The following is a 26,781-nucleotide window of genomic DNA, read 5'->3' on the forward strand; positions in this document are numbered from 1 at the left end:
TACATACCTCAGTGACAACGGGGCCGTGTTCCGGCCCCACCTGATGTCCGGTCAGGTCATTAGTTATAAACAACAGAGAAATTAGCGACCGAGTTTGCCGGACCTGCCGTCACGCTTGACGCTGTCGAAATATACTGCGCGTAGAATTTCAGGGTATTATCCTGGTCGCTGGTCAGTTCATAGTTATAGTTATTCTCGCCATGCAACGGCAGATCCACTTTATCTGCTGACATCAGATTAATTGCCACGCCCGTTGCCGCACCCGAAACCGCAGTATTAATGGCCAGCAGACTTGGGTTAACAAGATCCGGCGTACCGTCAAAACGAACCTTTGCTGATGTTACGGTATTTGGACAATTTCTTAATATAATATCGAAGCCTTTTGCTGCGGTTCGGTCTCCCATACCCGCGAACTCAGATTTATAAAAATCGCCAATAACTACGGTCTGGTTTTGCGAAGCGACAGCAACGTCGCAGGCAGAATCCAGAATATTTCCGGCAAAGTTAACCGTACCTGCTGCCGCAAAGACAGAAGAAGTGCAGACTGCAGCCAGAGCCGTTAACGCAACAATAGTCTTTTTCATAGAATTATGTCCTTAATAACACTTACCATCACCATTTTTTGGGCAAAAGCATTCCATAAGGTGTGAATCACCTTTTATTTTTTTATGCCCGTTATGCTAGTTCCTTTTTGTGAGTAAAAGAGGTGCCATCGTAACTTTATATAAATCACCCTGGTCAAATTTCACTCACATGATGCAATTTATATAAAGACTTTCCTGAACTCAAATTATTTCTCGGTCTAGTTTTAGACTTTGCCACTCTTTTTTTTGCCTGCCCTTCAGCGCCGAGATTCAGCCCGGGATGCTCTCACTTTTGTTCTTCAGTGAATAGAATGCCCCGTCTGAGCGTCTGGTCTATTAATAGACTCTGCAAGAAAAACAAATCTTATCAATATGTTAATCATAAACAGCCACGGCCGGTCTATTTTTAGACCCGAGACTGATATTCCCAGCATCAATAGTTTTTACGATAATCGCGCCCGGTTAAGAATCACCGTTAGTTTCAGTAAGATGAGGTCACCTGATGAATACCCGAATGACGGCGGTAAAGGGCACTCCCACCACCTCTTCGCTGGCGTTTAAACCTTTTGCAGATATAGAAAAACTGATTGCCCATCTTCGTCCTTTTACCGAGACCGTGACGATAAATAAAGGCGATGTGGTGCACTATTACGATGGGGAGATACGGCAGTGCTGGCTGTTATTAAGTGGCAGCGTAGCCCTGCATAGGCGTGGCGACGGCGTAGTGCTGAATTCTGAATCGGGTCCTTTTCTTATTGGCGTTAGCAGTCAGCTATGTTCGGAACATTTATACGCCCGAGCCCTGGAAGATGTTGAGGTGGCGCCCATGCCTCTGACCTTATTTAATCAGATCGTAGCCAATGAGGGGTTATGGGAACCCTTTTCGCGGCTGCTGATTTATACGGTTTCCCGAATCTATGAACACTGTTCACAGATATCGCAAATGTCCGCGTATGACATTATTCGTCTGCAGTTAGTCGAACTGTTACAGGAGCCTGACTCGGTACGGCTCAACACCACCGCGGCAGCCTATATCAAAAGCCGGACCTATCTGTCCCGAAGCGGGATCATGCGTATCCTGTCGGAGTTACGAACCGGGGGATATATCGCCATGCAGCGGGGGGTACTGATTGATATTCATCATCTGCCGCTGAAATATTGATTAAGGAGCCATAACGCGGAGCCAGGAGGGCGCACAAGCACTATAATAACCCTCATTACGTCAGCCTCATCCAGCAGGTCATTTTATGCCATCGCCAACGACGCCGCCCGGTCAGGCTCAGCGTGGGTCGCCCTGGGCGCAGGAGCTTGTATCCCATCTGCAACCCTACGCGACCCTTCACCACGCCCAACGGGGAGAGCGGTTCGAGCTTTGTATCAATGGTCAGGGTGTCTTTTATCTGATTATTGAGGGCAGCGTGGCGATTTATCGCCAGAGCAACGATATGTTGCTTTCAACCGCCAACAGCCCGGCAATTTTGGGTCTGGCAAACCTGACGGATATCTACTTCGACAACTACTTCAAAACCCTTGAGCCTTGCGTTATTGGTACGCTTGCGACCGATAAAGTCAACGACATCTGTACAGAAAAAGATTTGTGGAGCGTTGTCTCCCGCCACCTGATGTTTGTTTATAACCGACTCTATCACCACGTTATGCCAGTGGGCTCACCCACCGCGTATGAATTAATTCGCCAGCAGTTGCAGGAATTGATGGCCGAAGACGAGAGTTTTCGCGCCAGGATCACCGCTGAAAGGTATATCCGGGATAAAACCCAGCTTTCGCGCAGCGGGGTGATGCGTATTCTAGCCGATCTGAAAGCTGGTGGTTACGTGGAAATGGAAGAGGGTCGACTGATTAGCATCAACAAGCTCCCCGCCAGATACTAGGTAAAACAGCCCACCAGCAGGGTGTTCTCTTTTTGTAGGCGTATTCTGAATATCAGTCGGAAGACTGAGGCGATCGCCGCCGGGTGCGCTATGCTTCGGCAAAAGGGCAACATACGGAGGGGAAATGCTCATTGTACTTGTGACCATCGCCATCGTTGCCGTCGTTGCCGTCGTCATTACCGGTCTGGTTATCCTGTCTGCTATGCAGGACATTAATAACGATTACTGAATGCGGAAAAAAGAAAGCCCTTAAGACTACCAGAGGTAATCTTAAGGGCTTCTCGCTCCATCCGGCGCTTATCTCCGGCACTCAATATGGCTTAGCTCTTGAAGGAGCATAGGAATAATCTCATAAACCCGGGTGCGCGAATTAACATTTCTTGCGGCCCGCCAGTAAACGTCGGTATTTCAAGGTGATAAAAAATGAAAAAAGGCCGCATTCGCGGCCTTTCGCTTTATATCACCGCGGTAGTCAGCCGCGACGAACAGCATAAACGGTTCTGCTCATCCAGGATCTCAATCTGCCATACCTGATGGCGCGAGCCAGCATGCAACGCGCGACAGACGCCGCGTACCCGGCCGCTGCGCACGGAACGAATATGGTTGGCATTCACCTCCAGCCCCACCACCTTCTGCTCTCCTTCGGTACAGAGGTAGCCGGCCACCGAGCCCAGGGTTTCGGCCAGCACCACCGACGCACCACCATGCAGCAGCCCAAAAGGCTGATGGGTGCGGCTGTCGACCGGCATGGTAGCCTCCAGTTCATCCTCGCCGATGCGGGTAAACTGGATATCCAGCAAGCCCACCATATTTCCGTCACTCATGGCGTTTAACGCCTGCAACGTCACTGCGCGTTTCCAGATCATCCCATAATCTCCAGTAAGGCCTGCAGTGGATGGCGCACGCCGTTGCCTTCGACGCGTTTGACCTGGCTGCGGCAGGAGTAGCCGGTCGCCAGGCAGCGGTTGCGCGGCAGGCGCTGCATCGCCTGGTGCCAGGAGAGCTCGTAGATGCCCAGCGAGTTCGCGTGGTTCACCACCTCGTGTCCGTAGGTTCCGGCCATGCCGCAACAGCCGACGCTGACGCTCTCCAGCTTCGCGCCAAAACGGGCAAAGATGGCCGCCCACTGTGCTGGCGCGCCCGGCAATGCGGTTACTTCGGTACAGTGTCCGAACAGATACCACGCCTCGCCGCTGGTCTCCTGGGCGGGTTGCGCATCGAGGATCGTCGGCAGCCACTCATGTACCAGCATGACGTGGAAGTCGCCGCGCTTGTCACCGAGGGTCTGTTTGTACTCATCGCGATAGCAGAGCACCAGCGCCGGATCAACCCCGACCATCGGCATACCCAGCTGCGCCACCCGGTTAAGGAAGTCCGAGGTTTTTTGCGCGGTTTTCGCAAAGCGGCTGAGGAAACCTTTGATGTGCTGCGCCTTGCCGTTTGGTGAAAACGGCAGCAGCACCGGCTGGTAACCTAACCGCTCGGCAAGACGAATAAAGTCCGCTACCACCTGGGCATCGTAATAGCTGGTAAAGGGATCCTGCACCACCAGCACCGTTTTCGCTTTTTGCTCCGCGCTCAGCGCCTCAAGCTGCTCAAGGGTCAGGTTGGCAGAGCGGTGGCCGACCATCTGACGCTGCAGGGAGGGCGTGGAGAGCAGCGGCAGGTCGATCATGCCGATATGCTTCTCGGAAAGTTTGCGTACCAGCGGCTGGTTAATAAAGAAGTTAAAGGTGCGCGGCGCGCGGGCCATCAGCGGGGCATAACTCTCCACCGTCGCGACCAGGTGATCGCGCATCGGGCGCAGATAACGGCTGTGATAGAGCTGCAGGAAGCGGGAGCGGAACTCCGGCACGTCGATTTTTATCGGGCACTGGGTAGAGCAGGCTTTACAGGCCAGGCATCCCGACATCGCCTCTTTCACCTCGTGGGAGAAGTCGTACTCGCCTTTACTCGCATGCCAGCTGTTGCGGGTGCGCGCGATAAGGGTGCGCAGGCTGGCGCGTTTCTCCGGCAGCTCTTTCTCCAGCGCCAGCGGATCCACGCCGCGGTCGGCCAGCAGACGCAACCACTCGCGCACCAGCGTCGCACGTCCTTTCGGCGAGTGGATGCGGTTGCTGGTGATCTTCATTGACGGGCACATCGGGCTTTTCGCATCGAAGTTAAAGCACAGGCCGTTACCGTTACACTCCATCGCACCGCGCCAGGAGGCGCGCACGGCTATTGGGATCTGGCGGTCGAAGGTGCCGCGCTTGACTGCATCCACCTGCATCATCGGGGCGTCGACACCCTCCGGCGGACAGATTTTACCAGGGTTGAGGCGGTTATCCGGGTCAAAGGCCGCTTTGATTTTGCGCAGCTCGCCATAGAGCTGTTCGCCAAAGAAGGCCGGGCTATACTCTGCGCGGAAGCCTTTTCCGTGCTCGCCCCACAGCAGACCGCCATATTTGGCGGTGAGCGCCACCACCTCATCGGAGATCTGCTTCATCAGGATCTCCTGCTGCGGATCGCACATATCCAGCGCCGGGCGTACGTGCAGCACCCCGGCATCAACATGGCCAAACATGCCGTAGCTCAGGCCATGGCTGTCGAGCAGAGCGCGGAACTCAACGATATAGTCCGCCAGGTTCTCCGGCGGCACGCAGGTATCTTCAGCAAACGGAATCGGCTTGGCAGCCCCTTTGGCGTTGCCCAGCAACCCCACCGCTTTTTTACGCATCGCATAGATACGTTCGATGCCAGCGAGATCGTTACACAGCTGCCAGCCAATCACTCCGCCTTCGCCCCGGGCGATCAGCTCGTCCAGCCGCTGGCATAAGGCAGCAACCTGGCTTTCGATAAGCGCTGCGTCATCGCCGGCAAACTCAACGATGTTCAGGCCCAGCATTTCTTTATCGGGCACGTCAGCGATAAGCTCGCTGACCGAGTGCCAGACGATATCTTCCCGCGCCAGGTTGAGCACTTTTGAGTCAACGGTTTCAACAGACAGCGCCCGGGCATCCACCATAAACGGCGCATTACGCAGCGCAGAGTCGAAAGAGTTGTACTTCACATTCACCAGGCGGCGCACTTTTGGCAGGCGGGTGATATCGAGACGCGCCTCAGTAATAAAGGCCAGCGTCCCTTCTGAGCCGGTAAGGATGCGGGTCAAATCGAACTGGCTGAGATCGTCATTAAAGACATGACGCAGATCGTAACCGGTCAGGAAGCGGTTCAGCTTCGGGAATTTATCAATAATCAGCTGGCGGTTGTCGCGGCAGCGTTCCAGCACGGTGCGGTAGATGCGCCCGGCGGTGGTGTTGTCCTTGCCGAGCGTTTCGGCAAGCTGAACCGGCACAGGCTGGGTATCCAGAATATCGCCGCCCAGCAGTACCGCCCGCACGCCGAGAACGTGATCGGAGGTTTTACCGTAGACCAGCGAGCCCTGACCTGAGGCGTCGGTATTGATCATCCCACCGAGGGTAGCGCGGTTACTGGTCGACAGCTCCGGGGCAAAAAAATAGCCGTAAGGTTTCAGAAACTGATTGAGCTGATCCTTGATTACCCCGGCTTCTACCCGCACCCACCCCTCTTCCGGGTTGATCTCGATGATGCGGTTCATGTAGCGGGACATATCGACGACGATCCCCGTGTTAAGCGCCTGGCCGTTGGTGCCAGTGCCGCCGCCGCGAGGGGTGAAAATCAGCGAAGCGAAACGCTCCTGGGAGGCCACACGGGCCAGGAGTGCCACATCAGCGGTAGAACGGGGAAAAACGACTGCATCGGGAAGTAGCTGGTAGATACTGTTGTCGGTCGCCATGGTCAGCCGGTCGGCATAACGTGTGGCGGTATCGCCGGTAAAACCCTGTTGCTCCAGTGCCTGCAAAAAATTAAGCACCAGCTGAACGACGCCGGGTGCCTGAGAAATTTGTGGGATCATTACTGTCGACCCTGCCCAATCTTAAGAGTTGTAGATAATCGTTTGCGTTGTGTCTCACATTTTGTATCACATTTTAAACGTATCCGCCCGACAGAATTACAGGCAGAATCTGCCTGTTAAAAATGGCTGAAATCACTAATGATTGTAGTGATGCGGTTTTATGTTCTCGCCGGTTTGCCGGTGTTCTTAAAAGGTAAATTTCATCTATGGTCAATCGACACCAGCCCAGGGACGTTGCACAAGTTTTGCTGTCGGTGCTGTTTCTGGCAATCATGATTATTGCGTGTCTGTGGATTGTTCAACCCTTTATTCTCGGTTTTGCCTGGGCAGGAACGGTGGTTATTGCCACCTGGCCGCTATTTATTCGTCTTGAACGCTTACTGTTTGGCCGCCGGACGCTGGCGGTGCTGGTGATGACGTTACTGCTGGTCCTGCTCTTTGTCATTCCTGTCGCGTTGCTGGTCAATAGCCTGGTTGACGGCAGCGGCCCGCTCATCACCAGTATTACCAGCGGCGATATGACGCTGCCGGAGCTGGCCTGGCTCAACGATATCCCGCTGATTGGCGATAAGCTCTATGCCGGCTGGCATAACCTGCTGGATATGGGCGGCAGCGCAATTATGGCGAAAGTACGGCCCTATATTGGCGCCACCACCACCTGGTTTGTGGGTACCGCCGCGCATCTTGGCCGCTTTGTGGTCCACTGCGTGCTGATGCTGCTGTTCAGCGCCCTGCTCTACTGGCGCGGCGAGCAGGTAGCGCTGGGCGTTCGCCATTTCGCCACCCGTCTGGCCTCGACGCGCGGCGACGCGGCGATGCTGCTGGCGGCGCAGGCCGTGCGTGCCGTGGCGCTAGGTGTGGTGGTGACGGCCCTGGTGCAGTCGGTGCTGGGCGGTGTGGGTCTGGCGATCGCCGGGGTGCCTTACGCCACCCTCTTTACGGTGCTGATGCTGTTAACCTGCCTGATGCAGCTGGGGCCATTGCTGGTTCTGGTTCCGGCGATTGTCTGGCTCTACTGGAGCGGCGATACCACCTGGGGCACCTTCCTGCTGGTGTGGAGCTGCGTGGTGGGCACGATGGATAACGTTATCCGCCCGATTCTGATTCGCATGGGTGCCGACCTGCCGTTGATTCTGATCCTCTCCGGCGTTATCGGGGGGCTGATTGCGTTTGGGATGATCGGCCTGTTTATCGGACCGGTACTGCTGGCCGTCTCCTGGCGACTCTTCTCTGCGTGGGTCCATGAGGTCCCGCTGCCGCCAACCGATCCTGATATGCTGCTTGCCGCCCTTAACGAAACGGACGAGGTCAAAAAGTAACGCTCCCGTTCTGGTGGGTTCGCCCACCAGAATGTTAAGCACCACTTATCAATTTGATTTCCCTTAAGCGCTGCTAAAGCCTCTCCTGCTCGTAATTCCTTCAATCTACTTCATAAATTCTTCATGCTTCTTAAACTATTGAGACGAATCTGATCGACGCAAAAATTCCCTATGCCTACTATTAGGTCACGGTTATGAATCAACAACACCTTGATTTATAAGCATGGAAATCCCCTGAGTGAAACAACGAATTGCTGTGTGTAGTCTTTGCCCATCTCCCACGATGGGCTTTTTTTTCAGTAAGTTACCGGCTTCGTAGAGCATTAGTGTCAAACCGTTTGAAGTATAAAGAGGCTGCTCTTTATCTCCCCTTATAAATCAACCGCTTAATATATGTGTCATTTCGAAGCGTGTGAAACGCACTGGTTCTTGCTTGCGAATAGTCATCAAGCCTGAAACCATAGCGCACCACTCTTAGAAGCGGGAGTGGCCCATTTTTTCCTTTTCGCCTGTACTAAGCTGAACTCTGCTTTTGTCATGCTGTTGGCTTAGATGCCCAGCCTGCATCGTTCGTTAAGGTGCGTGTCCAACTTCTCCGGAATGGTGAAAACCCATCCAAACTTCTCAGCGGTTTCTTTGCATTCTTCTAAAAGCTCTGCCCTTCAATATCACGTTGCGATAACACGCGGCCTGCTCTACAGTCCTCTATCCATTGCTCTGAGAACTACCTCTCCCTACCGCATTTAATTCAGACTTAAACTTCAAATTAACCCTGCTTGTTATTTATAGTGTTGTTAATCGTGACAGGTGTTACTGGCACTTCACCCAAAGCACTTACATGCTGAAAATCATTAGCGTTCTGCTCAGGGTGGTTAGGATCTTTCATAGTAACCAGTGTTATCTGCTTATCAAGTTCACGGCTTGCCCCGTCAAAGTGGTCTACACCAATTCCAATTAAACCACCGAACAGAATATTGCCCCACATCCAGCCATTACTACTATCATTTATATCGCCTCGAGTAACAGGACTTGTTTCTGTTCTTCTTACTTCTACGTGATAAGGCGCATCACCACGTTTTAAATTAACGGTAGTAGGAGCGATACCTTTAGCGACTTCCATTCCATCAGCATTCCTGACACTAAATAACGCAGGTGCATCAGTGTTAATTGCTACTTTTTGTTTGGTTCCATCGACAATAGTACAGCACGCAGATAAAGACACAGCACAGATACAAGCCACAGCCACGGCTTTAAGTTTCATTAAATATATTTCCTGAAAAAAATTAGAAGAATCTTGCTACCATCATTAGTTATTATTCGCTGACATCACTCCAACTTCTCAGCAACAAGTTTGACCGTTATCATTCTGTTATCAATTTTCATCGTTGCTGAAGGAATTCCTGATCCTGAAACGAGATGTGTCTTGCTCAATTCAGCCCGCGGACCGTTGCATGAGCAAACTATCAAGAATAAATTCTAGACATTCTATTAACGATAAACAGGCCCTTGCGAATTAAGTGCCGCCAATAATTGCGCAATATTTGAGCATGATCTATTTTGCGGCACAGGGCATATTTCAGGCGCATAAGATTATTCCTATACGAACCGTTTTTTTGAGGGATTAGTGCTATTCAAGGAAAAAAGAGGATTTTTTTAATCACTTAATTTGGGCTTACCCTGATTAAGAACCAGGGTAAGCTCACTTACGTTATAACTGGCTTACTGAGCATCTGCTAAGCATCTTCCACTCACCCGTCAGCACCCGCGTTTGACCGGTCACGTTCACCGTCACCACCTCGCGAATATCTGCCGATGATGCCCCAACCTGCAGCTCAAACTCACCCGGTTCGACAACGCGTTTGCCGTCCCGCCGCGTAAAGTTGAAGAGATCCACTGGCAGCGTGAAGGTGAGCGTGGCGCTTTCCCCCGGAGACAGGGTGACGCGCTGGAAGGCTTTTAGCTCCTGCAACGGCCGCACCTGACTGGCGACTTTATCCCGGACGTAAACCTGGACCACTTCGCTCCCGCTGCGCTCGCCGCTGTTTTTCACGTCGATGCTCAGCGTCACTTCGCCGTCGACGGGCACACTGCTCTCAGCCAGCCGTGCGGCTCCCCAGCTGAAGGTCGTCCAGCCCAGGCCATAGCCAAAGGGATAGCGAGCCCCAAAGTGGAAGGCGAACGGCGTACCGCCGCTTTTCAGCTTGTGGTTGTAGTAGAAAGGCATTGCCCCCGCGCTTTTCGGTACGCTGACTACCAGCCTGCCCTGTGGCTCTGCCCGCCCGGTCAGTACATCGGCAATGGCCCAGCCGCCTTCCTGACCCGGCGCCCAGGCCATCATCAGGGCCGCTACACGATCTTCCAGCCCCTGCAGGTTGTATGGTCGCCCTCCCGTCATCACCACGATCACCGGTTTACCGGTCGCCACCAGCGCCTCCAGCAACTGCTGCTGTACGCCGGGCAGATTCAGGCTGTCCGTATCCGAACCTTCACCCACAGTGCCGCTCTGGAACAGGCCCGCCAGGTCCCCCACGCATGCCACTACCACATCGCTGTCGTTGGCGACCCGCACGGCCTGCGGGATGAGGTGAGTATCCTGCGAAACCGGCGACTGCTGCATCGGTTTGCCGCTGCTGTCCCCTGGGAAAACCGGGGCCCCCGCCATACGTTTTTCGATGATATGACACCCTTGCGCATACTGAACGTGGGCCTCGCCCAGGTAGTGTTTCAGCGCCTGCAGCGGGGTGGTCACCTGGGCGGTCTCTTCCACCATGTCACTGATGATCAAATGGACCGGGAAGCTGTAGCCGCTTAACAGCGCCAGCGGATCGTCCGCCGTGGGCCCTATCACCGCCACGCGAGGTTTACCGGAGAGAGGCAGAACGCCGCGGTTCTCCAGCAGGGTTAGCGAGCGCGTCGCCACCTCGCGGGCCACCCGGCGAGTCTCGTCACTTTGCAGATCGATGGCGTTTTCGTCGGCATAGGGATGTTCAAAAAGTCCAAGGCGGAATTTTTCGGTCAGTACGCGGGCGACGATCTCATCCACTTTCTCCATGGCCATCAGGCCCCGCTCCACCGCCCCGGCCAGATGCCGGGCGCAGTCATCTTTTGGCAGTTCGACGTCCAGCCCGGCGTTAAAGGCCAGCGCGGCCGATTCGGCTGCATCGTGAGACACTCCATGATGCTGATGCAACAGACTCACGCCGCCATAATCCGCCACGATGATGCCGTCAAAGCCCCACTGCTCGCGCAGCACGGTGGTGAGCAGGAAATGGTCGCTGTGGCCGGGTTGATTATCAATATCGTGATAAGCCGGCATTACTGATCCGGCATTCGCCAGCTTAACCGCCATCTCAAAGGGCAGCAGGAAGGTGTCGTTGAGTTCGCTGAAACCAAGATGAACCGGGGCGTGGTTGCGCGCCCCTTCGCTAAAGGAGTGGCCAACATAGTGCTTGAGGGTCGCCAGCAGATCGCGTTTATCGCCCTGCAAGCCCTTCACATATGCCGTTGCCATGACACCCACCAGCCACGGATCCTCGCCAAAGGTCTCTTCTGTACGCCCCCAGCGTACGTCGCGGGAGACGTCCAGCACCGGTGCCAGCCCCTGTTGGCAGCCAACCGAGCGGGCCTCTTTACCTATCTGTTCAGCGGCACGCTGCACCAGCTCCGGATCCCAGGTTGAACCGTAATTCAGCGAGGAGGGAAACAGGGTGGCGTCTTTACACAGCAGCCCCACCAGGCACTCTTCGTGGAATAGCGCCGGTATACCGAGCCGCGTCTCCTCCATCATCATGCGTTGCAGACGATTAGCGGCACGCACGCCGGTTCTGGCATCAACGATGTGGGTGCCCAGCGGACGGGTGATCTGCCCGACGCCCAGTTTCAGGCGTTCGCTCAGGGCGGCCTGTTCACTTACACCGGCAAATTCATCGCTCAGATCGCTACGCTCACGGTGATTGCCGTTCTCATCGAGGATCAGCCAGTAGGCGTGCATCTGGGCAAATTTCTCTTCCGGGGACATGCGCGCCAGTAAGTCGGCGACGCGCTCCTGCACGGGACGGCCCGCATCCTTGTAAATAGCAGTCATCAGTTACTCCTGAGTTGCGGAATGAATTGCCGGGCTGAGGTGCCCAGCCTCGTTACGGGTTTCACGTTTGCTGGCGAGTTCACGCGCAATGTTATCCACCAGTCGGCTGTTGAGCTTGTAGACCGCCAGCAACAGCACCATGCAAATAAACAGGCCGCAGGGGATCAGGGTGAACAAGGCGTTGATCGTAGAGAGCACGTGCGGGGTCTGGGTGGCCTCTCCCGGTGCGTAATCCACCATCCCGAGCACCCAGCCCACCACGGCACCGCCCAGCGCAAGACCAAATTTGATGGCGAACAGCGCGGTAGAGAACACCAGCCCGTCGAGCCGGCGGCCGCTGCGATGCTCTTCGTAGTCCACCACGTCCGAGAACATTGTCCACTGGAGCGGCGTGGTCAGGTTTTGTATGAAGCTAAAGATGATATTCAAACCAAAGATCAGCCAGACCTGGGAAGGCGGAATGAAGAAAATCAGCGCGCCAAAAATAACGAAGGTAATAATGGTCCACTGATATGCGCGAACCCGGTCAAATTTCCCCAGCAGGCGTTCGGATAATAAAGCGCCGCTCAGCGAAGCCACCATCCCCGAGACAATAAAAGCAAAAATCAGCTCAGGGCGCAGCAGAACATATTTCACGTAATACATCGTTGCTGATCCACGCGTGACCACCGCGGTGAGCAGGAGAATATTGAACAGAAAAACGATTCGCCACTGGCTATTTCCGGCCAGCAATTTTAAATCCGTCAGCATTGAGCCCGAGGTGTCATTACGGGGAGAATAACGTTCGCGGGTCATAAAGAAACAGCAGAAGAATAAGATAATGCCTAATAACCCCATAAGGCTCATGGCATAAAAATAGCCCTTCTGAACATTGTCATTGCCTAAATAAGAGACCAGCGGTAAGGCGATAACCGTGACGATCAGGCCGCCGATAAACGACAAACCAAAACGCCAGGATTGCAGGGAGTGGCGCTCGCGCGGATCCAGCGTCAGAGCGCCGGGCATTGCGCAGTAAGGCACATTAATGGCGGAGTAGATAAGGCTTAAAATGGCGTAGGTGACACAGGCATAGACAATTTTTGCCGTGGCGCCTACGTCCGGTACATAGAAGGTAATCAGGCAACTGACGCCAAACGGAATGGCGAACCAGAGCAGCCAGGGGCGGAAACGACCGTGGCGGGTTTGGGTGCGATCGACCAGCGCCCCAATACAGGGATCGACAAAGGCATCCACTACCCTGACGACTAAAAACATGGTACCCATAATGGCCGCAGGTAGACCAAAAACATCGGTATAAAAGTAGGCCAAAAATAACGTCGCCGTTTGCCACACCAGCGCGCTGGCCATATCACCTAATCCATAGCCTATTTTATCCTTCGTACTCAATACAGAGGAAATTGTCATTTTTAATGAGCCTTTTTTATCAGGTTAAAATTATTTCAACCAGCTGCGCAAGAATCAGATTCGTGCGCATTCGAGGCTCAATTATTAGCAACGCCTTGCCTGCTAACAATTGTCTAAATTAACAGACAAATTATGATATTTAGTTTTTTGATTTATTTGTGATGGAGAGCAAGTCTCGGGGAAAATAAAAAAGGTGAGGATCAATATCCTCACCTTTTATCGTGCAGAACCTGAATGTTACTTGTTAAGTTCGGCCAGGCTCAGCCAGGTTTGTACTACGGTGTCCGGGTTGAGGGACAGGCTGTCGATCCCCTCTTCCATCAGCCATGCGGCAAAATCTTCATGGTCGGAAGGTCCCTGACCACAGATACCCACGTACTTACCTTGCTTCTTCGCGGCACGGATGGCCATCGACAGCAGCGCTTTGACCGCCTCGTTACGCTCATCAAACAGCGCGGAGACTACGCCAGAGTCGCGATCCAGACCCAGCGCCAGCTGCGTCATATCGTTCGAGCCGATAGAGAAGCCGTCGAAGTGCTCAAGGAACTGTTCTGCCAGCAGGGCGTTGGACGGGATCTCACACATCATAATGATTTTGAGCCCGTTCTCGCCGCGCTTCAGCCCCTGACGCGCCAGTTCGTCAATGACCGCTTTCGCCTGATCCACGGTACGCACGAACGGCACCATGATCTCAACGTTGGTCAGCCCCATATCGTTGCGCACGCGTTTTACCGCTTCGCACTCCAGGGCAAAGCAGTCGCGGAAGCTGTCAGAGACATAACGACCGGCGCCACGGAAGCCCAGCATCGGGTTCTCTTCTTCTGGTTCGTAACGCTCGCCGCCCACCAGGTTGGCATATTCGTTAGATTTGAAGTCAGAGAGACGCACGATGACGCGTTTCGGGAAGAAGGCCGCACCCAGCGTCGCAATCCCTTCAGCCAGACGGCCAACATAGAACTCTTTCGGCGAGTCGTAGCCCTTCATCATCTCGCGGATCTCTTTTTGCAGCTTCTGATCCTGGTCATCGAACTCCAGCAGCGCACGCGGGTGAACCCCGATCATACGGTTGATGATGAACTCCAGACGCGCCAGACCAACACCTTCATTAGGCAGGCAGGCGAAGTCAAACGCCCGGTCCGGGTTGCCGACGTTCATCATGATCTTCAGCGGCAGATCCGGCATGGTATCCACGCTGGAGCTCTTCACGCTGAAGTCCAGCAGCTCCGCGTAGACATAACCGGTGTCGCCTTCGGCGCAGGAGACGGTGACATTCTCATCGTCCTTCATGCGTTCCGTGGCGTCACCACAGCCGACAACCGCCGGAATACCCAGCTCACGGGCAATGATCGCCGCGTGACAGGTTCGACCGCCACGGTTGGTGACAATCGCCGAGGCCTTTTTCATGATCGGTTCCCAGTCCGGGTCGGTCATGTCAGTTACCAGCACATCGCCCGGCTGGATACGGTTCATTTCACTGATGTCGTGGATCACTTTCACCGGGCCTGCGCCGATGCGATGGCCGATGGCACGGCCTTCAGCGATGATTTTGCCCTGGGCATGCAGGGTGTATCGCTCCATCACCTGGCCGCGGGAACGGACGGTTTCCGGACGCGCCTGGACGATGAACAGTTTGCCGGTGTTACCGTCTTTGGCCCATTCGATATCCATCGGACGGCCATAGTGCTTCTCAATCTGCACCGCCTGCTTCGCCAGCTCCTGCACTTCGGCATCGGTCAGGGAGAAGCGGTCGCACTGTTCCTGCGGCACATCTTCAATACGAACCTGTTTGCCGTGCTCCTGGGTCGGGGCGTAAACCATGCGGATCTTTTTCGACCCCATGGTACGGCGCACGATAGCCGGGCGATCCGCGGCCAGGGTTGGTTTGTGGACATAGAATTCGTCAGGGTTGACGGCCCCCTGCACCACCATCTCGCCCAGACCCCAGGCAGAGGTGATAAAGACCACCTGATCGAAACCCGATTCGGTATCAATAGAGAACATCACACCTGATGAGGCCAGGTCTGAACGCACCATGCGCTGCACGCCCGCCGACAGCGCAACGCCGCGGTGGTCATAACCCTGATGCACGCGATAGGAGATTGCGCGGTCGTTAAACAGGGAGGCAAACACATGTTTTACCGCCACCAGCACCGCATCGTAGCCCTGCACGTTGAGGAAGGTCTCCTGCTGTCCGGCGAAGGAGGCATCCGGCATATCTTCTGCGGTCGCAGAGGAGCGCACGGCAAAGGAGGCCTGCGCATCGTCAGCGGAAAGCTGGTTGTAGGCGTCGTGAATGGCTTTTTCCAGTTCAGGCTGGAAAGGTGTGTCGATGATCCACTGTCGGATCTGAGCCCCGGCTTTAGCAAGCTCGGAGACATCATCAATGTCCGTATTATCCAGTAGTTCGTAAATGCGCTGGTTTACGCCGCTTTGATCCAGAAAATAGTTAAAAGCATCGGCGGTGGTAGCAAATCCATTCGGTACGGAGACACCCATACTGGACAGATTTGTAATCATTTCACCCAGGGAGGCATTTTTGCCTCCAACTCTGTCTACATCATTCATGCCGAGTTGGTTATACCAAAGCACCAGCGGTGACGAGCCATTGTTGGACATCGAAACAATCCTTTTATGATATATGAACGGGTTTTAAGAAGTTCCTTACTGCGTATTTATACTGTCATATTTATTCGCACTAAAAAAACGGTGAATCGTGTAAGCACTTTTATTTTTTAGCTTTTCAGACTCTTCCCGCTTAAATCCTAACCTGATGATTCTTATGGATTCCCACAAAAATACTCAGACTTTAGTGTGATTTTGAAAAATGAAACACCCCTTTCAATTAAAATAAAAATAGCGTTTCATTTTAATTTTCCAGCGTACATTGCCTGTTGTATTTTACTTTTTTAATTTATGCTTTCAGTCAATTACATCTGATATACCGAGTGTGCAAAATGGATAATGCTGTCGATCGCCACGTTTTTTATATTTCCGATGGTACGGCCATCACCGCCGAAGTACTGGGCCATGCGGTGATGTCGCAGTTCCCGGTTTCCATTAACAGCATCACCCTGCCGTTTGTGGAAAATGAGAGCCGCGCCAGAGCGGTGAAAGATCAAATCGATGCCATTTTTCAGCAGACCGGCGTGCGCCCGCTGGTCTTCTATTCGATTGTGATCCCGGAGATTCGCCAGATCATTTTACAGAGCGAAGGCTTTTGCCAGGATATCGTCCAGGCGCTGGTGGCCCCTCTACAGCAGGAGATGAAGCTGGATCCCACCCCGGTGGCGCACCGCACCCATGGGCTGAACCCGGCGAACATCACTAAATATGACGCGCGTATTGCCGCCATCGATTACACCCTCGCCCATGATGACGGCATCTCACTGCGTAATCTCGATCAGGCTCAGGTCATTCTGCTCGGCGTGTCGCGCTGCGGTAAGACCCCTACCAGCCTCTATCTGGCGATGCAGTTCGGGATCCGCGCCGCCAACTACCCTTTTATCGCTGATGATATGGATAATCTGGTACTCCCGGCGGCGTTAAAACCCCTGCAACATAAGCTGTTTGGTCTGACCATTAACCCGGAACGCCTGGCGGCCATCCGTGAAGAGCGCCGGGAAAACAGCCGCTACGCCTCCATGCGCCAGTGCCGTATGGAAGTGGCTGAAGTCGAAGCCCTGTACCGCAAAAACAATATTCCGTGTCTGAACAGCACCAACTATTCGGTCGAAGAGATCGCCACCAAAATTCTCGATATTATGGGCCTGAATCGCCGCATGTACTAACAGGCTAGTACATTAGTTCACAATCCTTTATACTCGCTCCCCATTACAGGGCACGTCTGTGCCCTGCACTTGAAATCAGCGGGGATTGGTTTAAGGTGATGCCCATCACTTCCCGGTAAGTTACCGATGAAGCACTACATTCTGAGAAATACCATGAATAAAACCGATGAACTCCGCACAGCGCGTATCGATAGCCTGGTGACGCCAGCAGAGCTGGCCCAGCGGTACCCTGTTTCTGCGGCAGTGGCCGAGCACGTGACAACGTCACGTAAACGTATTGAAAAAATCCTTAATGGGGACGATCGCCGCCTGCTGGTGATTGTAGGTCCCTGCTCTATTCACGACCTCGACGCGGCGATGGACTACGCCCAGCGCCTGAAAGGACTCCGGGATAAGCACCAGTCACGGCTGGAGATCGTGATGCGAACCTACTTTGAGAAGCCGCGCACGGTGGTAGGCTGGAAGGGGCTGATTTCGGACCCCGATTTAAACGGCAGCTACCGGGTCAATCACGGCATCCAGCTGGCGCGCAAACTGCTGTTGCAGGTCAACGAGCTTGGCGTGCCTACCGCCACTGAATTTCTCGATATGGTGACCGGACAGTTTATTGCCGATCTCATCAGCTGGGGGGCGATTGGCGCCCGTACCACCGAAAGCCAGATCCACCGTGAAATGGCCTCGGCGCTCTCCTGCCCGGTGGGCTTTAAAAACGGCACCGACGGCAATACCCGCATCGCGGTAGATGCCATCCGCGCCGCCCGCGCCAGCCATATGTTCCTGTCGCCGGACAAGAACGGTCAGATGACCATCTATCAGACCAGCGGCAACCCCTACGGCCACATCATTATGCGTGGCGGCAAACAGCCGAACTATCATCCGCAGGATATTGCGGAAGCCTGCGATACCCTGCGGGAGTTCGACCTGCCGGAACAGCTGGTAGTGGATTTTAGCCACGGTAACTGTCAGAAACAGCACCGTCGCCAGCTTGATGTCTGCGACGAGGTTTGCCAGCAGATCCGCAACGGCTCCAGCGCCATTGCCGGGGTGATGGCCGAAAGTTTCCTGCGCGAAGGTACGCAAAAAGTGGTGGTCGGCCAGCCTGTTACTTACGGCCAGTCAATTACCGATCCTTGCCTGAGCTGGGAAGATACTGAAGTGCTGCTGGATAAACTTGCGGCGGCGGTGGACTCACGCTTTTAGCACTTGCGCCGGGTGGCGGCTACGCCTTACCCGGCCTACAAAACCCCACAATCTGATGCTGCAGGCCCGGTAAGTTAAGCGACTCCGGGCTTTTTTTCAGGGCGCATCTCTCAAGCCCCTTACTTTTTCTCACAAAAACAGTTGCTGAACCGGTCAGTTTATCGATAATGATTATCAATGTTACATTGATTGCTATTTTAAAAATTTATATGTCACGTATGGATAACACTGCAGCAACGCTTGCCCGTCATGAAGACAAAACAGCGCCGGCCCCGGAGGCGACCGATCGCCGTATCGACAGTAAACAACTGCTGGGCGAAGAGGGACGCGTCATCATCGAGCATCATGGTCAGCACTACCTGTTGCGCCAGACACATGCCGGAAAACTCATCCTCACAAAATAACCTCTTCGCCACCGCAGCCGGTTTTCTCACGCGTTAGCTTGAGCAACTTACCTCAAGCCGCTTGCCCCAGTCCGGCGGGCGGCTGATATAGTCATCGTTACGGTCAGCAAACGGCGTCCGAAGGGCCTTATGCAGGCGGTGAAGCTCAGCGTAATCGCCTTTTTCGGCCTGCTCTATCGCCCGCTGCGCCAGCCAGTTACGCAGCACCATCGCCGGGTTGACGGCATTCATTTGGGCCTGACGCACATCGTCGGCAACGTTCTCCTGCTGCAGGCGCGCGCGGTAAATCGCAAACCAGTCATCAAAGGCCTGACGGTCGATAAACTCATCGCGAAGCGGCGAAGCGGCGCTTTGCTGCTCGGTGTGCCCCAGCATGCGGAAGGTGCGGGTGTAGTCGCTGCCTTCGCGAGCCATCAGCGCAAACAGATTATTCAGGATAGTGTTATCGCCCTTCTCCTCGGTCATCAGCCCCAGCTTGCGGCGCATCAGTTTGCCGTATTGCTGCAGGAGCACCTCCTGATAGCCATCCAGCGCGTCGTTGAGCGCTTCAACATCAATGAACGGCGACAGGGACTGGGCCAGACGCTGCAGGTTCCACAGCCCGACAGCAGGCTGGTTATCAAAGCTGTAACGCCCCTGATAGTCGGAGTGGTTGCAGATATAACCTGGCTGATAGTCGTCGAGGAAACCGTACGGGCCATAATCGATAGTCAGCCCGAGGATCGACATGTTATCGGTATTCATTACGCCATGAGCAAAGCCCACCGTCTGCCAGCTGGCGATCAGGGATGCGGTACGCGCCACCACGTCGCGGAACCAGAGAATGTACTTATCGGCCTCGTCCTGCCACTGCGGCCAGTGGTGACGAATAACAAAATCTGCCAGCTGGCGGACTTTCTCCGGCTCGCGGCGATAGTAGAAGTGTTCAAAATGGCCGAAACGGGCATGGCTCTGGGCAACACGGATGAGCATGGCCCCCTGCTCCATCGTCTCACGCGCGACGGGGGTATCGCTGGTGACAATCGACAGTGCGCGGGTAGTGGGAATGCCCAGAGCATGCATCGCCTCAGAAGCCAGGCTTTCGCGGATGGTGGAGCGCAGCACGGCGCGGCCATCGCCCATACGCGAGTATGGCGTGAGTCCGGCGCCTTTCAGGTGCCAGTCCATTGTTTGGCCATTGGCAAGCTGCTGTTCGCCAAGCAGGATCCCCCGCCCGTCTCCCAGTTGTCCGGCCCAGACGCCGAACTGGTGCCCGCTGTAGACTTGCGCCAGCGGCTGCATGCCCGGCAGCAGTGTTTCGCCGCCAAAGACGCCAGCGCCTTGTTCAGGGGTAAAGAGCGAGGCCGGGATTGCCAGTTCGTCTGCCAGCGCCGTGTTATGCCAGATTAGACGGGCATTGTTCAGGGGCGTGGGTTTCAGGGCCGTGTAAAAACCGGGTAGTTCATCATGCCAGTGCGCGGTAAAAGACAGGGTCATAGGTCCTCCTGCTTTTAGTGTAGTGGGTTTGTCAGATGTTAAACACCGGTTAAGACCAAGGTTATCACTGCACCAGCGACGTGATCCGCTCAAGGGGAACGGCAGGCCAAAGGTTACCCTGCATGGCACTGAAGCCGTAAACCGACAGCCGTTGCAAGACGATCTCATCATTGACGCCCGCTACCATCAGCGACTGACAGTACGACGATACCTGGGCAAAGATAGCCCGTAAAAAAGGATCGAAGGTATTTTCAGCAAGATGATTCTGAATGAAATTTTTATCCAGCGCGACGCGTTTAAACATGCCATCAAAAATGGCTTTGGTTGACGCATCCCCGGTTCCGAAATTACCCAACACCAGCGGAAAGCGCAGCGCGAAATTCATTAGCGTGGTATTTAAATTGCCTTTATTAAGGTCAGGGTAGTTTTCATAAATGGTGAACTCCAGCCATGGATATCGTTCACATATTGAAACACCTTCGTCTTCTGTTATCAGGTATTCAACGATGACTGGCGAGATATTTATCCAGGCGATGAGCTGTTGCTGAATAAAAAAGAGTTTGCAGGTTTCAAGCAAGGCGAGCTGCTCCTGAAACAGCATCAACTCCTGCACAGGCGTTAGCATAGGCCGCACCAGCTCGGTAGGTATGCGCACCTGGTTGTTAACGCCAACAAAGTTGACGTTTATTTCAAGTCCTTTTAGCGCTCCTGAGTCATGGCGCGCAGGGACCAATAAAAATTCTGTTTGATACGCAATATCCAGCATCACAATCATGGCATCCGTCCTGATTTAAAGACGATACATGACATCCTGAAACATATGCTGAAGCAATTCAACCTTATGGATTTTAATAAGAATAATTTCATTCGTTCCATTTAATTTTCGGATTTTCCTTAGTCCTGAAATAATCTTATCCTGGTTGCTGTTTAATAGCCAGTATTCGCTAACTACCACAATTGCTTAACATTAATTCCCACCTCTGGTCCCTGTAAATTAATGCTCAGAAACGAATCTCATTTAAAGAGAAAGCTGCGTCGCGCCCGGCTGGCGCGACGGGGTTAAATGCGCCGGGCTTGCCAGAAGTTTTTACGCCAGTAGACGTTATTAAGAGACGAACGCATCACGCCGCGGCTGGTCGAGGCGTGTATAAATTGGTTATCAGTATCGTATATCCCGACATGCAGACCGCTTTCTCCGGAACCGGTTTTAAAGAAGACCAGATCGCCCGGTAAGAGATCGTCTTTATCAATTTCGGTGCCTATTGTCGCCTGCTGGCGCGTTTCACGCGGCAACTGCAGGGCAAACTTGTCGCGAAACGTCAGCAGGACAAACCCCGAGCAGTCCACCCCACCGCGGGTCATGCCGCCGTAGCGATAAGGCGTGCCCCCCCAGCTATGGAGCTGATCGTTAAGGCCTGCAATCACGGCGATAGAATCAGACAGCCGCGCATTGGGCGGCGGTGCGCGATGACTGCTGCATCCTGCAAGAAATAGCGCGGCTACCAGGAGAAAACAGAATCGCATTCCCGACGAATCCTCTGATTTTTTGAATTTTCTGTAATTTAGCCTGTGAATATGTCGCTGTGCAACAAGCGGTTATTCCTGTGACGTCGAAATAATCATTCTGTGACCTTCGATGTCCAGACGGCGGAAAGACATCTCATACGCTTTCGCCAGATTCGGAGGCGTCAGCACGACGTCACGCGCCCCGCTGGCAATGAGTTGCCCCCGCTTCAGCAGCCAGACGCGATGCGCATGGCGTAGCGTATGGTTGAGATCGTGGCTGCTCATGACCACCGCAACGCCCTGCTGTGACAGCGCGCTTAACGCTCTGTCGAGCGCCACCTGCTGGGCCACATCGAGACTGCTCATGGGTTCATCCAGCAGCAGCAGTTGACCGTGCGGATTGCCCTGGGGATGGATTTGCAGGATCACCGCTGCCAGCCGCACGCGTTGCCACTCTCCACCCGAAAGCTGGCTGACGTGGCGGGACAGCTTATCTTCAATACCCAGCATCGCTGCCACGTCACTTAACAGCGTTTTTTGCGGGCTATTGTGCTGATGCAGCGTCAGATAGTGCCAGACCGGCATGGCGAACGGCGCAGTTTGCTGCTGCGCCAGATATGCCCTGCGGCTGGCCAGCGACGTGGGCGACCAGCGTGAGAGGGGTTCCCCCAACAGGGTAATCTCCCCTTCACCACCGGTTAAACCCGCCATACGGGAGAGCAGCGTGCTTTTCCCGGCACCGTTCGGCCCGACAAGATGAACGATCTCCCCGCTATTGACGGTGATATCGAGCGGGCCCAGCCGCCCTTTCACCGCTACGGCGCTGAGCTGCATCAGGACGGTCATTAGCTGGCCAGCGCCTTTTCAACCGCAGAGGTGATGGCCGGATCGTCTGGGGTCATATCCGGAGAAAAGCGCTGAATCACGTTCCCGTCGCGACCGATCAGGAACTTCTCAAAGTTCCACAGGATGTCGTCCGGAGAGAGTGGTGCGCGGCCTTTGCTGGCCATACGTTCATAAAAACCGCTACCCTTTGGCGCCACGGCGGTTGGTGCTGCCGCAACCAGCTTCTGATAAACCGGATGGCGATTCTCACCGTTAACATCCACTTTGCTGAACATCGGGAAGGTTACGCCATAGGTTGTGCTGCAGAATGTTTTGATCTCTTCTTCGCTGCCTGGCTCCTGGCCGAGGAACTGATTGCATGGGAAGCCCAGCACGCTGAACCCCTCTTTTTCCCACGCCTTTTGCATCGCTTCCAGCTGCTCGTACTGGGACGTCAAACCGCATTTGGAGGCCACGTTAACCACCAGCAGCACTTTGCCTTTGTAGCTTTCCAGAGTGGTTTTTTCTCCATCAATTGTCGTCACTTCGGTGTTCAGAATATCGTTCGGCATAACATTCCCTCAGGTTGATGTTCAGTGTGGCAGCCTCAGCGGCCCGCTTTTAATAATAGCCAGATAAATACCGGTGCTCCCAGCGTAGCGGTGACAACACCAATCGGCAACTCTGCTGCAGTCAGTGCCAGACGCGCTATGATGTCGGCAATAAGCAGCGTAGCACCGCCTGTCACGGCCGCAGCAGGCAGCAGCAACCGATGGTCGGTGATGCCACACAAACGCAGCATATGGGGGATAACGAGGCCGATAAAGCCGATGGCGCCAGACAGCGCCACGCTCACGCCCACCATCCAGCCAATGGCGATCACCAGAATGTTCCGCCAGAAGGTTAGCGGCAGTCCCAGCTGGCGAGCAGAGACTTCGCCCAGCGCCAGGATGTTCAGCGGCGCGGCCTGAAAGCAGCCCCAGACGATGGCAGGCACCAGCAACAGCATCAGCCAGCCCTGTTCCCAATTCACGCCACCGAAGCCGCCCATCATCCAGTACATCAGCTGGCGCAAATCAAATGAGGTAGAAAAATAGACCGCCCAGGTCATCAGGGCGCTACAGATGATGCCCAGCGCCACCCCGGCAAGCAGCAGACGGCTCACTGAGAGATGACGACGGGCGAAGCGCAACAGAATAAGGGTAATGATGAGTGCCCCGGTAATAGCGCAGAGGCTCAGTTCCCAACCGGACAGGGCTCCCCCACCCAGCATCACAGCGGCAATCAATCCGACTCCCGCCCCGTTCGAAACGCCCAACAGGCCAGGCTCCGCCAGCGGGTTATCAAACAGCGCCTGCATGATTGTCCCGCTTAACGCCAGCGCAGCGCCCACCAGCACCACGGCCAGGGTTCGTGGCAGTCGGATCTGCCAGATAAACAGCTCTCCCTGCGGCGTAAACCACGACTGCGGCCCGATCCATTGATCGCCCGCGCAGAGGCTCAACCCCAGCGCGGTGATCAGCGCCAGCAGCAGTAAGAGCACTTTATGCAGATCGGAACGGTATTGCAGACGGGCAAATTCAGACATTGGAATCATTTTGCGGGAAAAAGATGTAATTGATTTTACGGTGGGTTTACAGCAGCGCAAAGAAAAAAGGCCGCTTTCGCGGCCTTTTTAGTTAGATCATCTCACTCTGCTTTGGGTGAAGCATTTTCGACACGGCTTTTTAACTTCTGGCCGGGTCTGAAGGTCACCACGCGGCGAGCCGTAATGGGAATATCCTCACCCGTCTTCGGGTTACGACCCGGACGTTGATTCTTGTCGCGCAAATCAAAGTTACCAAAGCCGGAGAGTTTCACCTGCTCACCGTTTTCCAGAGCGCGACGGATCTCTTCGAAAAACAGCTCAACCAGCTCTTTGGCATCCCGTTTGCTAAGCCCAAGCTTATCAAACAGATATTCGGACATTTCAGCTTTTGTAAGCGCCATAGGTTCAATCCCTCAATGATGCCTGGAATCGCTCTTTTAATGCCTCTACACATTTGGCAACGGTAGCGGCAATCTCCTCTTCTTCGAGTGTACGGCTGGTATCCTGAAGGATCAGACTGATAGCCAGGCTCTTAAAGCCCTCTGCCACGCCCTTGCCGCGGTACACGTCAAATAAGTTTACGCCAACTACCTGATTTACGCCAACTTTCTTACATTCGGCCAAAATATCTGCGGCAGGCACATTTTCAGCCACCACAACGGCGATATCACGACGGTTTGCCGGGAAGCGAGAAATCTCCTGAGCCTGAGGAATGACGCGGTCTGCGACCTTGTTCCACTCCAGTTCAAACGCCAGTGTACGGCCATTGAGATCGAGTTTGCGTTCCAGTTCCGGATGCACAACACCAATGAAACCAACGCGTTCACCTTTCAGATAAATCGCGGCACTTTGTCCCGGATGCAGCGCCGGAATGGCTTCAGCACGGAACTCAATTTCAGACAATTTACCGGTCAGATCCAGCACCGATTCCAGATCGCCTTTCAGGTCGTAAAAATCAACGCTGTTTTTGCTGAGATCCCAGTGCTCTTCATAGCGGTTGCCGCAGATAGCGCCCGCCAGCATCAGATCCTGACGGATACCCAGGCTCGCCTGAGTGTCCGGCACGAAGCGCAGACCGGTTTCGAAAATGCGCACGCGGCTCTGCTGACGGTTCTGGTTGTAGACGATGGTGCCCAGCAGGCCGGTCAGCAGCGACAGGCGCATAGCGGACATTTCGCTGGAGATTGGGCTTGGCAGGATCAACGCTTCCTGGCCCGGGTGGATCAGCTGCTGCACTTTCGGGTCAACGAAGCTGTAGGTGATCACTTCCTGGTAGCCTTTATCGTTCAGCATGGTCTTTACACGCTTCAGAGAGAGGTCGGCTTCGCGATGGGAGGCCATCACCAGGCCTGCCTGCACCGGCTCATCAGGGATGTTGTTGTAGCCGTAAACGCGGGCCACTTCTTCCACCAGATCTTCTTCGATCTCCATATCGAAACGCCAGCTTGGTGCAACGGCTGTCCACTGGTCCTGACCTTCGGTCACGTCGCAGCCCAGACGACGCAGAATGTCGCTCACCTGCGCATCGGCAATGTGGTGGCCAATCAGGCGGTCCAGTTTGCTGCGGCGCAGGGTAATGGTCGCAGGCTTCGGCAGATGCGCCTCGCTGGTCACATCAACAACCGGACCGGCTTCCCCACCGCAGATGTCGATCAGCAGGCGGGTAGCGCGCTCCATGGCTTTGTACTGCAGCGCTGGATCCACGCCGCGCTCATAGCGGTGAGAAGCGTCGGTATGCAGGCCGTGACGACGTGCGCGACCGGTAATGGAGAGCGGGCTGAAGAATGCACATTCCAGCAGCACGTTCTGGGTTTCATCGTTCACGCCGGAGTGGTCGCCGCCAAAGATCCCGCCCATCGCCAGCGCCTGGCCGTGGTCGGCAATCACCAGCGTGTCGGCATTGAGTTTGGCTTCGCTGCCGTCGAGCAGAACCAGGGTCTCGCCCTCTTTCGCCATACGAACCACAATGCCGCCTTCGATGCGATCTTTATCGAACGCGTGCATTGGCTGACCCAGTTCCAGCAGAACGTAGTTGGTCACATCAACCACCGCATCGATGGAGCGGATGCCGCAGCGACGCAGCTTCTCTTTCATCCACAGCGGAGTGGGTGCCTTCACGTTAATGCCTTTAACCACACGGCCAAGGTAGCGCGGACAGGCATCCGGTGCGTCAACCTGAATCGATACGGTATCGTTGATGGTGGCAGCAACCGGTGCAATCTCTGGCACGTTCAGTTCGGTCTGGTTCAGCACAGCGACATCGCGCGCAACGCCGATAATGCCTAAGCAGTCGGCACGGTTCGGGGTCACACTGATTTCGATGGTGTTGTCATCGAGCTTCAGGTATTCGCGCAGGTCGGTACCGATCGGTGCATCTGCTGGCAGCTCAATGATGCCAGAGTGATCGTCAGAAATACCCAGCTCAGAGAAAGAGCACAGCATGCCTTCTGATGGCTCGCCGCGCAGTTTCGCCGCTTTAATTTTGAAATCGCCAGGCAGCACCGCCCCAACGGTCGCCACGGCTACCTTCAGGCCCTGACGGCAGTTTGGCGCACCGCAGACGATATCCAGCAGGCGTTCGCCGCCCACGTTTACTTTGGTAACACGCAGTTTGTCTGCATTCGGATGCTGGCCGCATTCCACCACTTCACCCACAACCACGCCATTAAACGCGCCTGCAACCGGCTCAACGCCGTCCACTTCCAGGCCTGCCATGGTGATCTGGTTAGAGAGCGCCTCGCTGTCGAGCGAGGTGTTTACCCATTCGCGTAACCACAGTTCACTGAATTTCATTG

The 26,781-nt window shown here is 54.6% G+C and carries 21 protein-coding genes and 1 other RNA gene; 7 read left to right on the forward strand and 15 right to left on the reverse strand.

Annotated features, from left to right (window positions below):
- Window positions 1-59: 59 nt before the first annotated feature.
- On the reverse strand, window positions 60-584 hold the full coding sequence (locus tag C3406_RS11480) for a fimbrial protein (RefSeq protein WP_103823870.1): 525 nt from the start codon (window positions 582-584) through the stop codon (window positions 60-62).
- A gap of 502 nt (window positions 585-1,086) precedes the next feature.
- On the opposite strand from C3406_RS11480, the gene C3406_RS11485 reads away from it, so the two are divergent.
- Window positions 1,087-1,746, forward strand: coding sequence for a helix-turn-helix domain-containing protein (locus C3406_RS11485; protein WP_103823869.1), 660 nt, complete (start codon window positions 1,087-1,089; stop codon window positions 1,744-1,746).
- 85 nt (window positions 1,747-1,831) lie between these two features.
- A complete protein-coding gene (locus C3406_RS11490) occupies window positions 1,832-2,473 on the forward strand; it encodes a winged helix-turn-helix transcriptional regulator (protein WP_103823868.1) in 642 nt (213 codons plus the stop codon).
- Window positions 2,474-2,928: 455 nt separating this feature from the next.
- On the opposite strand, the gene menI is transcribed toward C3406_RS11490, so the two are convergent.
- Together menI and ydiJ are read right to left on the reverse strand one after the other, a co-directional pair.
- Window positions 2,929-3,339 carry a 1,4-dihydroxy-2-naphthoyl-CoA hydrolase gene (gene menI, locus C3406_RS11495; protein ID WP_103823867.1) on the reverse strand — a complete coding sequence of 137 codons (411 nt, stop codon included), beginning with the start codon at window positions 3,337-3,339 and terminating at the stop codon, window positions 2,929-2,931.
- On the reverse strand, window positions 3,336-6,392 hold the full coding sequence (gene ydiJ / locus C3406_RS11500; protein ID WP_103823866.1) for a D-2-hydroxyglutarate dehydrogenase YdiJ: 3,057 nt from the start codon (window positions 6,390-6,392) through the stop codon (window positions 3,336-3,338). The genes menI and ydiJ overlap by 4 nt, the downstream gene beginning before the upstream one ends.
- Before the next feature lie 206 nt (window positions 6,393-6,598).
- Between ydiJ and ydiK the strand changes: the two genes are divergently transcribed.
- Window positions 6,599-7,711: an AI-2E family transporter YdiK gene (gene ydiK / locus C3406_RS11505; protein WP_103823865.1), complete on the forward strand. Its 1,113-nt coding sequence runs from the start codon at window positions 6,599-6,601 to the stop codon at window positions 7,709-7,711.
- Window positions 7,712-7,899: 188 nt separating this feature from the next.
- Window positions 7,900-8,010, forward strand: an RNA gene (gene rprA, locus C3406_RS11510) — antisense sRNA RprA.
- A 467-nt stretch (window positions 8,011-8,477) separates the two neighbouring features.
- Here the strand turns inward: rprA and C3406_RS11515 are convergent.
- The 4 genes from C3406_RS11515 to ppsA form a co-directional block, all read right to left on the reverse strand.
- On the reverse strand, window positions 8,478-8,972 hold the full coding sequence (locus C3406_RS11515; protein ID WP_103826488.1) for a hypothetical protein: 495 nt from the start codon (window positions 8,970-8,972) through the stop codon (window positions 8,478-8,480).
- Between the two features lie 447 nt (window positions 8,973-9,419).
- A complete protein-coding gene (locus tag C3406_RS11520) occupies window positions 9,420-11,795 on the reverse strand; it encodes a glycoside hydrolase family 3 N-terminal domain-containing protein (RefSeq protein WP_103823863.1) in 2,376 nt (791 codons plus the stop codon).
- Window positions 11,796-11,798: 3 nt separating this feature from the next.
- The gene (locus C3406_RS11525; protein ID WP_103823862.1) at window positions 11,799-13,199 is read right to left on the reverse strand and encodes an MFS transporter; all 1,401 of its coding nucleotides are present in this window, start codon (window positions 13,197-13,199) and stop codon (window positions 11,799-11,801) included.
- A gap of 237 nt (window positions 13,200-13,436) precedes the next feature.
- Window positions 13,437-15,815 (reverse strand): phosphoenolpyruvate synthase, encoded by a 2,379-nt coding sequence (ppsA, locus tag C3406_RS11530; protein WP_103823861.1) that lies wholly within the window; start codon window positions 15,813-15,815, stop codon window positions 13,437-13,439.
- A gap of 338 nt (window positions 15,816-16,153) precedes the next feature.
- Here ppsA and ppsR point away from each other — a divergent pair, with 338 nt between their 5' ends.
- The 3 genes from ppsR to hemP all read left to right on the forward strand — a co-directional run bounded on the left by ppsR (window position 16,154) and on the right by hemP (window position 18,591).
- Window positions 16,154-16,987: a posphoenolpyruvate synthetase regulatory kinase/phosphorylase PpsR gene (gene ppsR, locus C3406_RS11535; RefSeq protein WP_103823860.1), complete on the forward strand. Its 834-nt coding sequence runs from the start codon at window positions 16,154-16,156 to the stop codon at window positions 16,985-16,987.
- A 153-nt stretch (window positions 16,988-17,140) separates the two neighbouring features.
- Entirely contained in the window at window positions 17,141-18,187 is a 1,047-nt protein-coding gene (gene aroH, locus C3406_RS11540) for a 3-deoxy-7-phosphoheptulonate synthase AroH (protein ID WP_103823929.1), read from the forward strand.
- A gap of 167 nt (window positions 18,188-18,354) precedes the next feature.
- Window positions 18,355-18,591 (forward strand): hemin uptake protein HemP, encoded by a 237-nt coding sequence (gene hemP / locus C3406_RS11545; RefSeq protein WP_199182732.1) that lies wholly within the window; start codon window positions 18,355-18,357, stop codon window positions 18,589-18,591.
- 33 nt (window positions 18,592-18,624) lie between these two features.
- On the opposite strand, the gene selO is transcribed toward hemP, so the two are convergent.
- The 8 genes from selO to pheT all read right to left on the reverse strand — a co-directional run bounded on the left by selO (window position 18,625) and on the right by pheT (window position 26,779).
- Window positions 18,625-20,067 carry a protein adenylyltransferase SelO gene (gene selO / locus C3406_RS11550; RefSeq protein WP_103823859.1) on the reverse strand — a complete coding sequence of 481 codons (1,443 nt, stop codon included), beginning with the start codon at window positions 20,065-20,067 and terminating at the stop codon, window positions 18,625-18,627.
- A gap of 64 nt (window positions 20,068-20,131) precedes the next feature.
- Window positions 20,132-20,842: an EAL domain-containing protein gene (locus C3406_RS11555; RefSeq protein ID WP_103823858.1), complete on the reverse strand. Its 711-nt coding sequence runs from the start codon at window positions 20,840-20,842 to the stop codon at window positions 20,132-20,134.
- Window positions 20,843-21,126: 284 nt separating this feature from the next.
- Complete coding sequence (locus C3406_RS11560) at window positions 21,127-21,591, reverse strand: NlpC/P60 family protein (protein ID WP_103179311.1); 465 nt, start codon at window positions 21,589-21,591, stop codon at window positions 21,127-21,129.
- A 72-nt stretch (window positions 21,592-21,663) separates the two neighbouring features.
- Window positions 21,664-22,419 carry a vitamin B12 ABC transporter ATP-binding protein BtuD gene (btuD, locus tag C3406_RS11565; RefSeq protein WP_103823857.1) on the reverse strand — a complete coding sequence of 252 codons (756 nt, stop codon included), beginning with the start codon at window positions 22,417-22,419 and terminating at the stop codon, window positions 21,664-21,666.
- A complete protein-coding gene (locus C3406_RS11570) occupies window positions 22,419-22,970 on the reverse strand; it encodes a glutathione peroxidase (protein ID WP_103823856.1) in 552 nt (183 codons plus the stop codon). Before C3406_RS11570 ends, btuD begins: the two co-directional genes overlap by 1 nt.
- A 35-nt stretch (window positions 22,971-23,005) precedes the next feature.
- Complete coding sequence (gene btuC, locus C3406_RS11575) at window positions 23,006-23,986, reverse strand: vitamin B12 ABC transporter permease BtuC (RefSeq protein WP_103823855.1); 981 nt, start codon at window positions 23,984-23,986, stop codon at window positions 23,006-23,008.
- Between the two features lie 101 nt (window positions 23,987-24,087).
- Window positions 24,088-24,387, reverse strand: a complete 300-nt coding sequence (gene ihfA / locus C3406_RS11580; protein ID WP_006820203.1) for an integration host factor subunit alpha — start codon at window positions 24,385-24,387, stop codon at window positions 24,088-24,090.
- Between the two features lie 4 nt (window positions 24,388-24,391).
- Window positions 24,392-26,779 carry a phenylalanine--tRNA ligase subunit beta gene (pheT, locus tag C3406_RS11585; RefSeq protein WP_103823854.1) on the reverse strand — a complete coding sequence of 796 codons (2,388 nt, stop codon included), beginning with the start codon at window positions 26,777-26,779 and terminating at the stop codon, window positions 24,392-24,394.
- Between the last annotated feature and the right edge of the window lie 2 nt (window positions 26,780-26,781).

Source organism: Leclercia sp. LSNIH8 (assembly GCF_002920195.1).
Lineage (GTDB): Bacteria > Pseudomonadota > Gammaproteobacteria > Enterobacterales > Enterobacteriaceae > Enterobacter.

What these genes read in the sequence shown, in the direction of transcription:
- ydiJ (WP_103823866.1), bottom strand. Translation starts at nt 6,392, where the DNA reads ATGATCCCACAAATTTCTCAGGCACCCGGCGTCGTTCAGCTGGTGCTT.
- C3406_RS11490 (WP_103823868.1), top strand. Translation starts at nt 1,832, where the DNA reads ATGCCATCGCCAACGACGCCGCCCGGTCAGGCTCAGCGTGGGTCGCCC.
- menI (WP_103823867.1), bottom strand. Translation starts at nt 3,339, where the DNA reads ATGATCTGGAAACGCGCAGTGACGTTGCAGGCGTTAAACGCCATGAGT.
- ppsA (WP_103823861.1), bottom strand. Translation starts at nt 15,815, where the DNA reads ATGTCCAACAATGGCTCGTCACCGCTGGTGCTTTGGTATAACCAACTC.
- C3406_RS11480 (WP_103823870.1), bottom strand. Translation starts at nt 584, where the DNA reads ATGAAAAAGACTATTGTTGCGTTAACGGCTCTGGCTGCAGTCTGCACT.
- C3406_RS11560 (WP_103179311.1), bottom strand. Translation starts at nt 21,591, where the DNA reads ATGCGATTCTGTTTTCTCCTGGTAGCCGCGCTATTTCTTGCAGGATGC.
- C3406_RS11570 (WP_103823856.1), bottom strand. Translation starts at nt 22,970, where the DNA reads ATGCCGAACGATATTCTGAACACCGAAGTGACGACAATTGATGGAGAA.
- ydiK (WP_103823865.1), top strand. Translation starts at nt 6,599, where the DNA reads ATGGTCAATCGACACCAGCCCAGGGACGTTGCACAAGTTTTGCTGTCG.
- C3406_RS11515 (WP_103826488.1), bottom strand. Translation starts at nt 8,972, where the DNA reads ATGAAACTTAAAGCCGTGGCTGTGGCTTGTATCTGTGCTGTGTCTTTA.
- C3406_RS11525 (WP_103823862.1), bottom strand. Translation starts at nt 13,199, where the DNA reads ATGACAATTTCCTCTGTATTGAGTACGAAGGATAAAATAGGCTATGGA.
- btuD (WP_103823857.1), bottom strand. Translation starts at nt 22,419, where the DNA reads ATGACCGTCCTGATGCAGCTCAGCGCCGTAGCGGTGAAAGGGCGGCTG.
- C3406_RS11520 (WP_103823863.1), bottom strand. Translation starts at nt 11,795, where the DNA reads ATGACTGCTATTTACAAGGATGCGGGCCGTCCCGTGCAGGAGCGCGTC.
- hemP (WP_199182732.1), top strand. Translation starts at nt 18,355, where the DNA reads ATGATTATCAATGTTACATTGATTGCTATTTTAAAAATTTATATGTCA.
- selO (WP_103823859.1), bottom strand. Translation starts at nt 20,067, where the DNA reads ATGACCCTGTCTTTTACCGCGCACTGGCATGATGAACTACCCGGTTTT.
- pheT (WP_103823854.1), bottom strand. Translation starts at nt 26,779, where the DNA reads ATGAAATTCAGTGAACTGTGGTTACGCGAATGGGTAAACACCTCGCTC.
- aroH (WP_103823929.1), top strand. Translation starts at nt 17,141, where the DNA reads ATGAATAAAACCGATGAACTCCGCACAGCGCGTATCGATAGCCTGGTG.
- C3406_RS11555 (WP_103823858.1), bottom strand. Translation starts at nt 20,842, where the DNA reads ATGATTGTGATGCTGGATATTGCGTATCAAACAGAATTTTTATTGGTC.
- btuC (WP_103823855.1), bottom strand. Translation starts at nt 23,986, where the DNA reads ATGTCTGAATTTGCCCGTCTGCAATACCGTTCCGATCTGCATAAAGTG.
- C3406_RS11485 (WP_103823869.1), top strand. Translation starts at nt 1,087, where the DNA reads ATGAATACCCGAATGACGGCGGTAAAGGGCACTCCCACCACCTCTTCG.
- ihfA (WP_006820203.1), bottom strand. Translation starts at nt 24,387, where the DNA reads ATGGCGCTTACAAAAGCTGAAATGTCCGAATATCTGTTTGATAAGCTT.
- ppsR (WP_103823860.1), top strand. Translation starts at nt 16,154, where the DNA reads ATGGATAATGCTGTCGATCGCCACGTTTTTTATATTTCCGATGGTACG.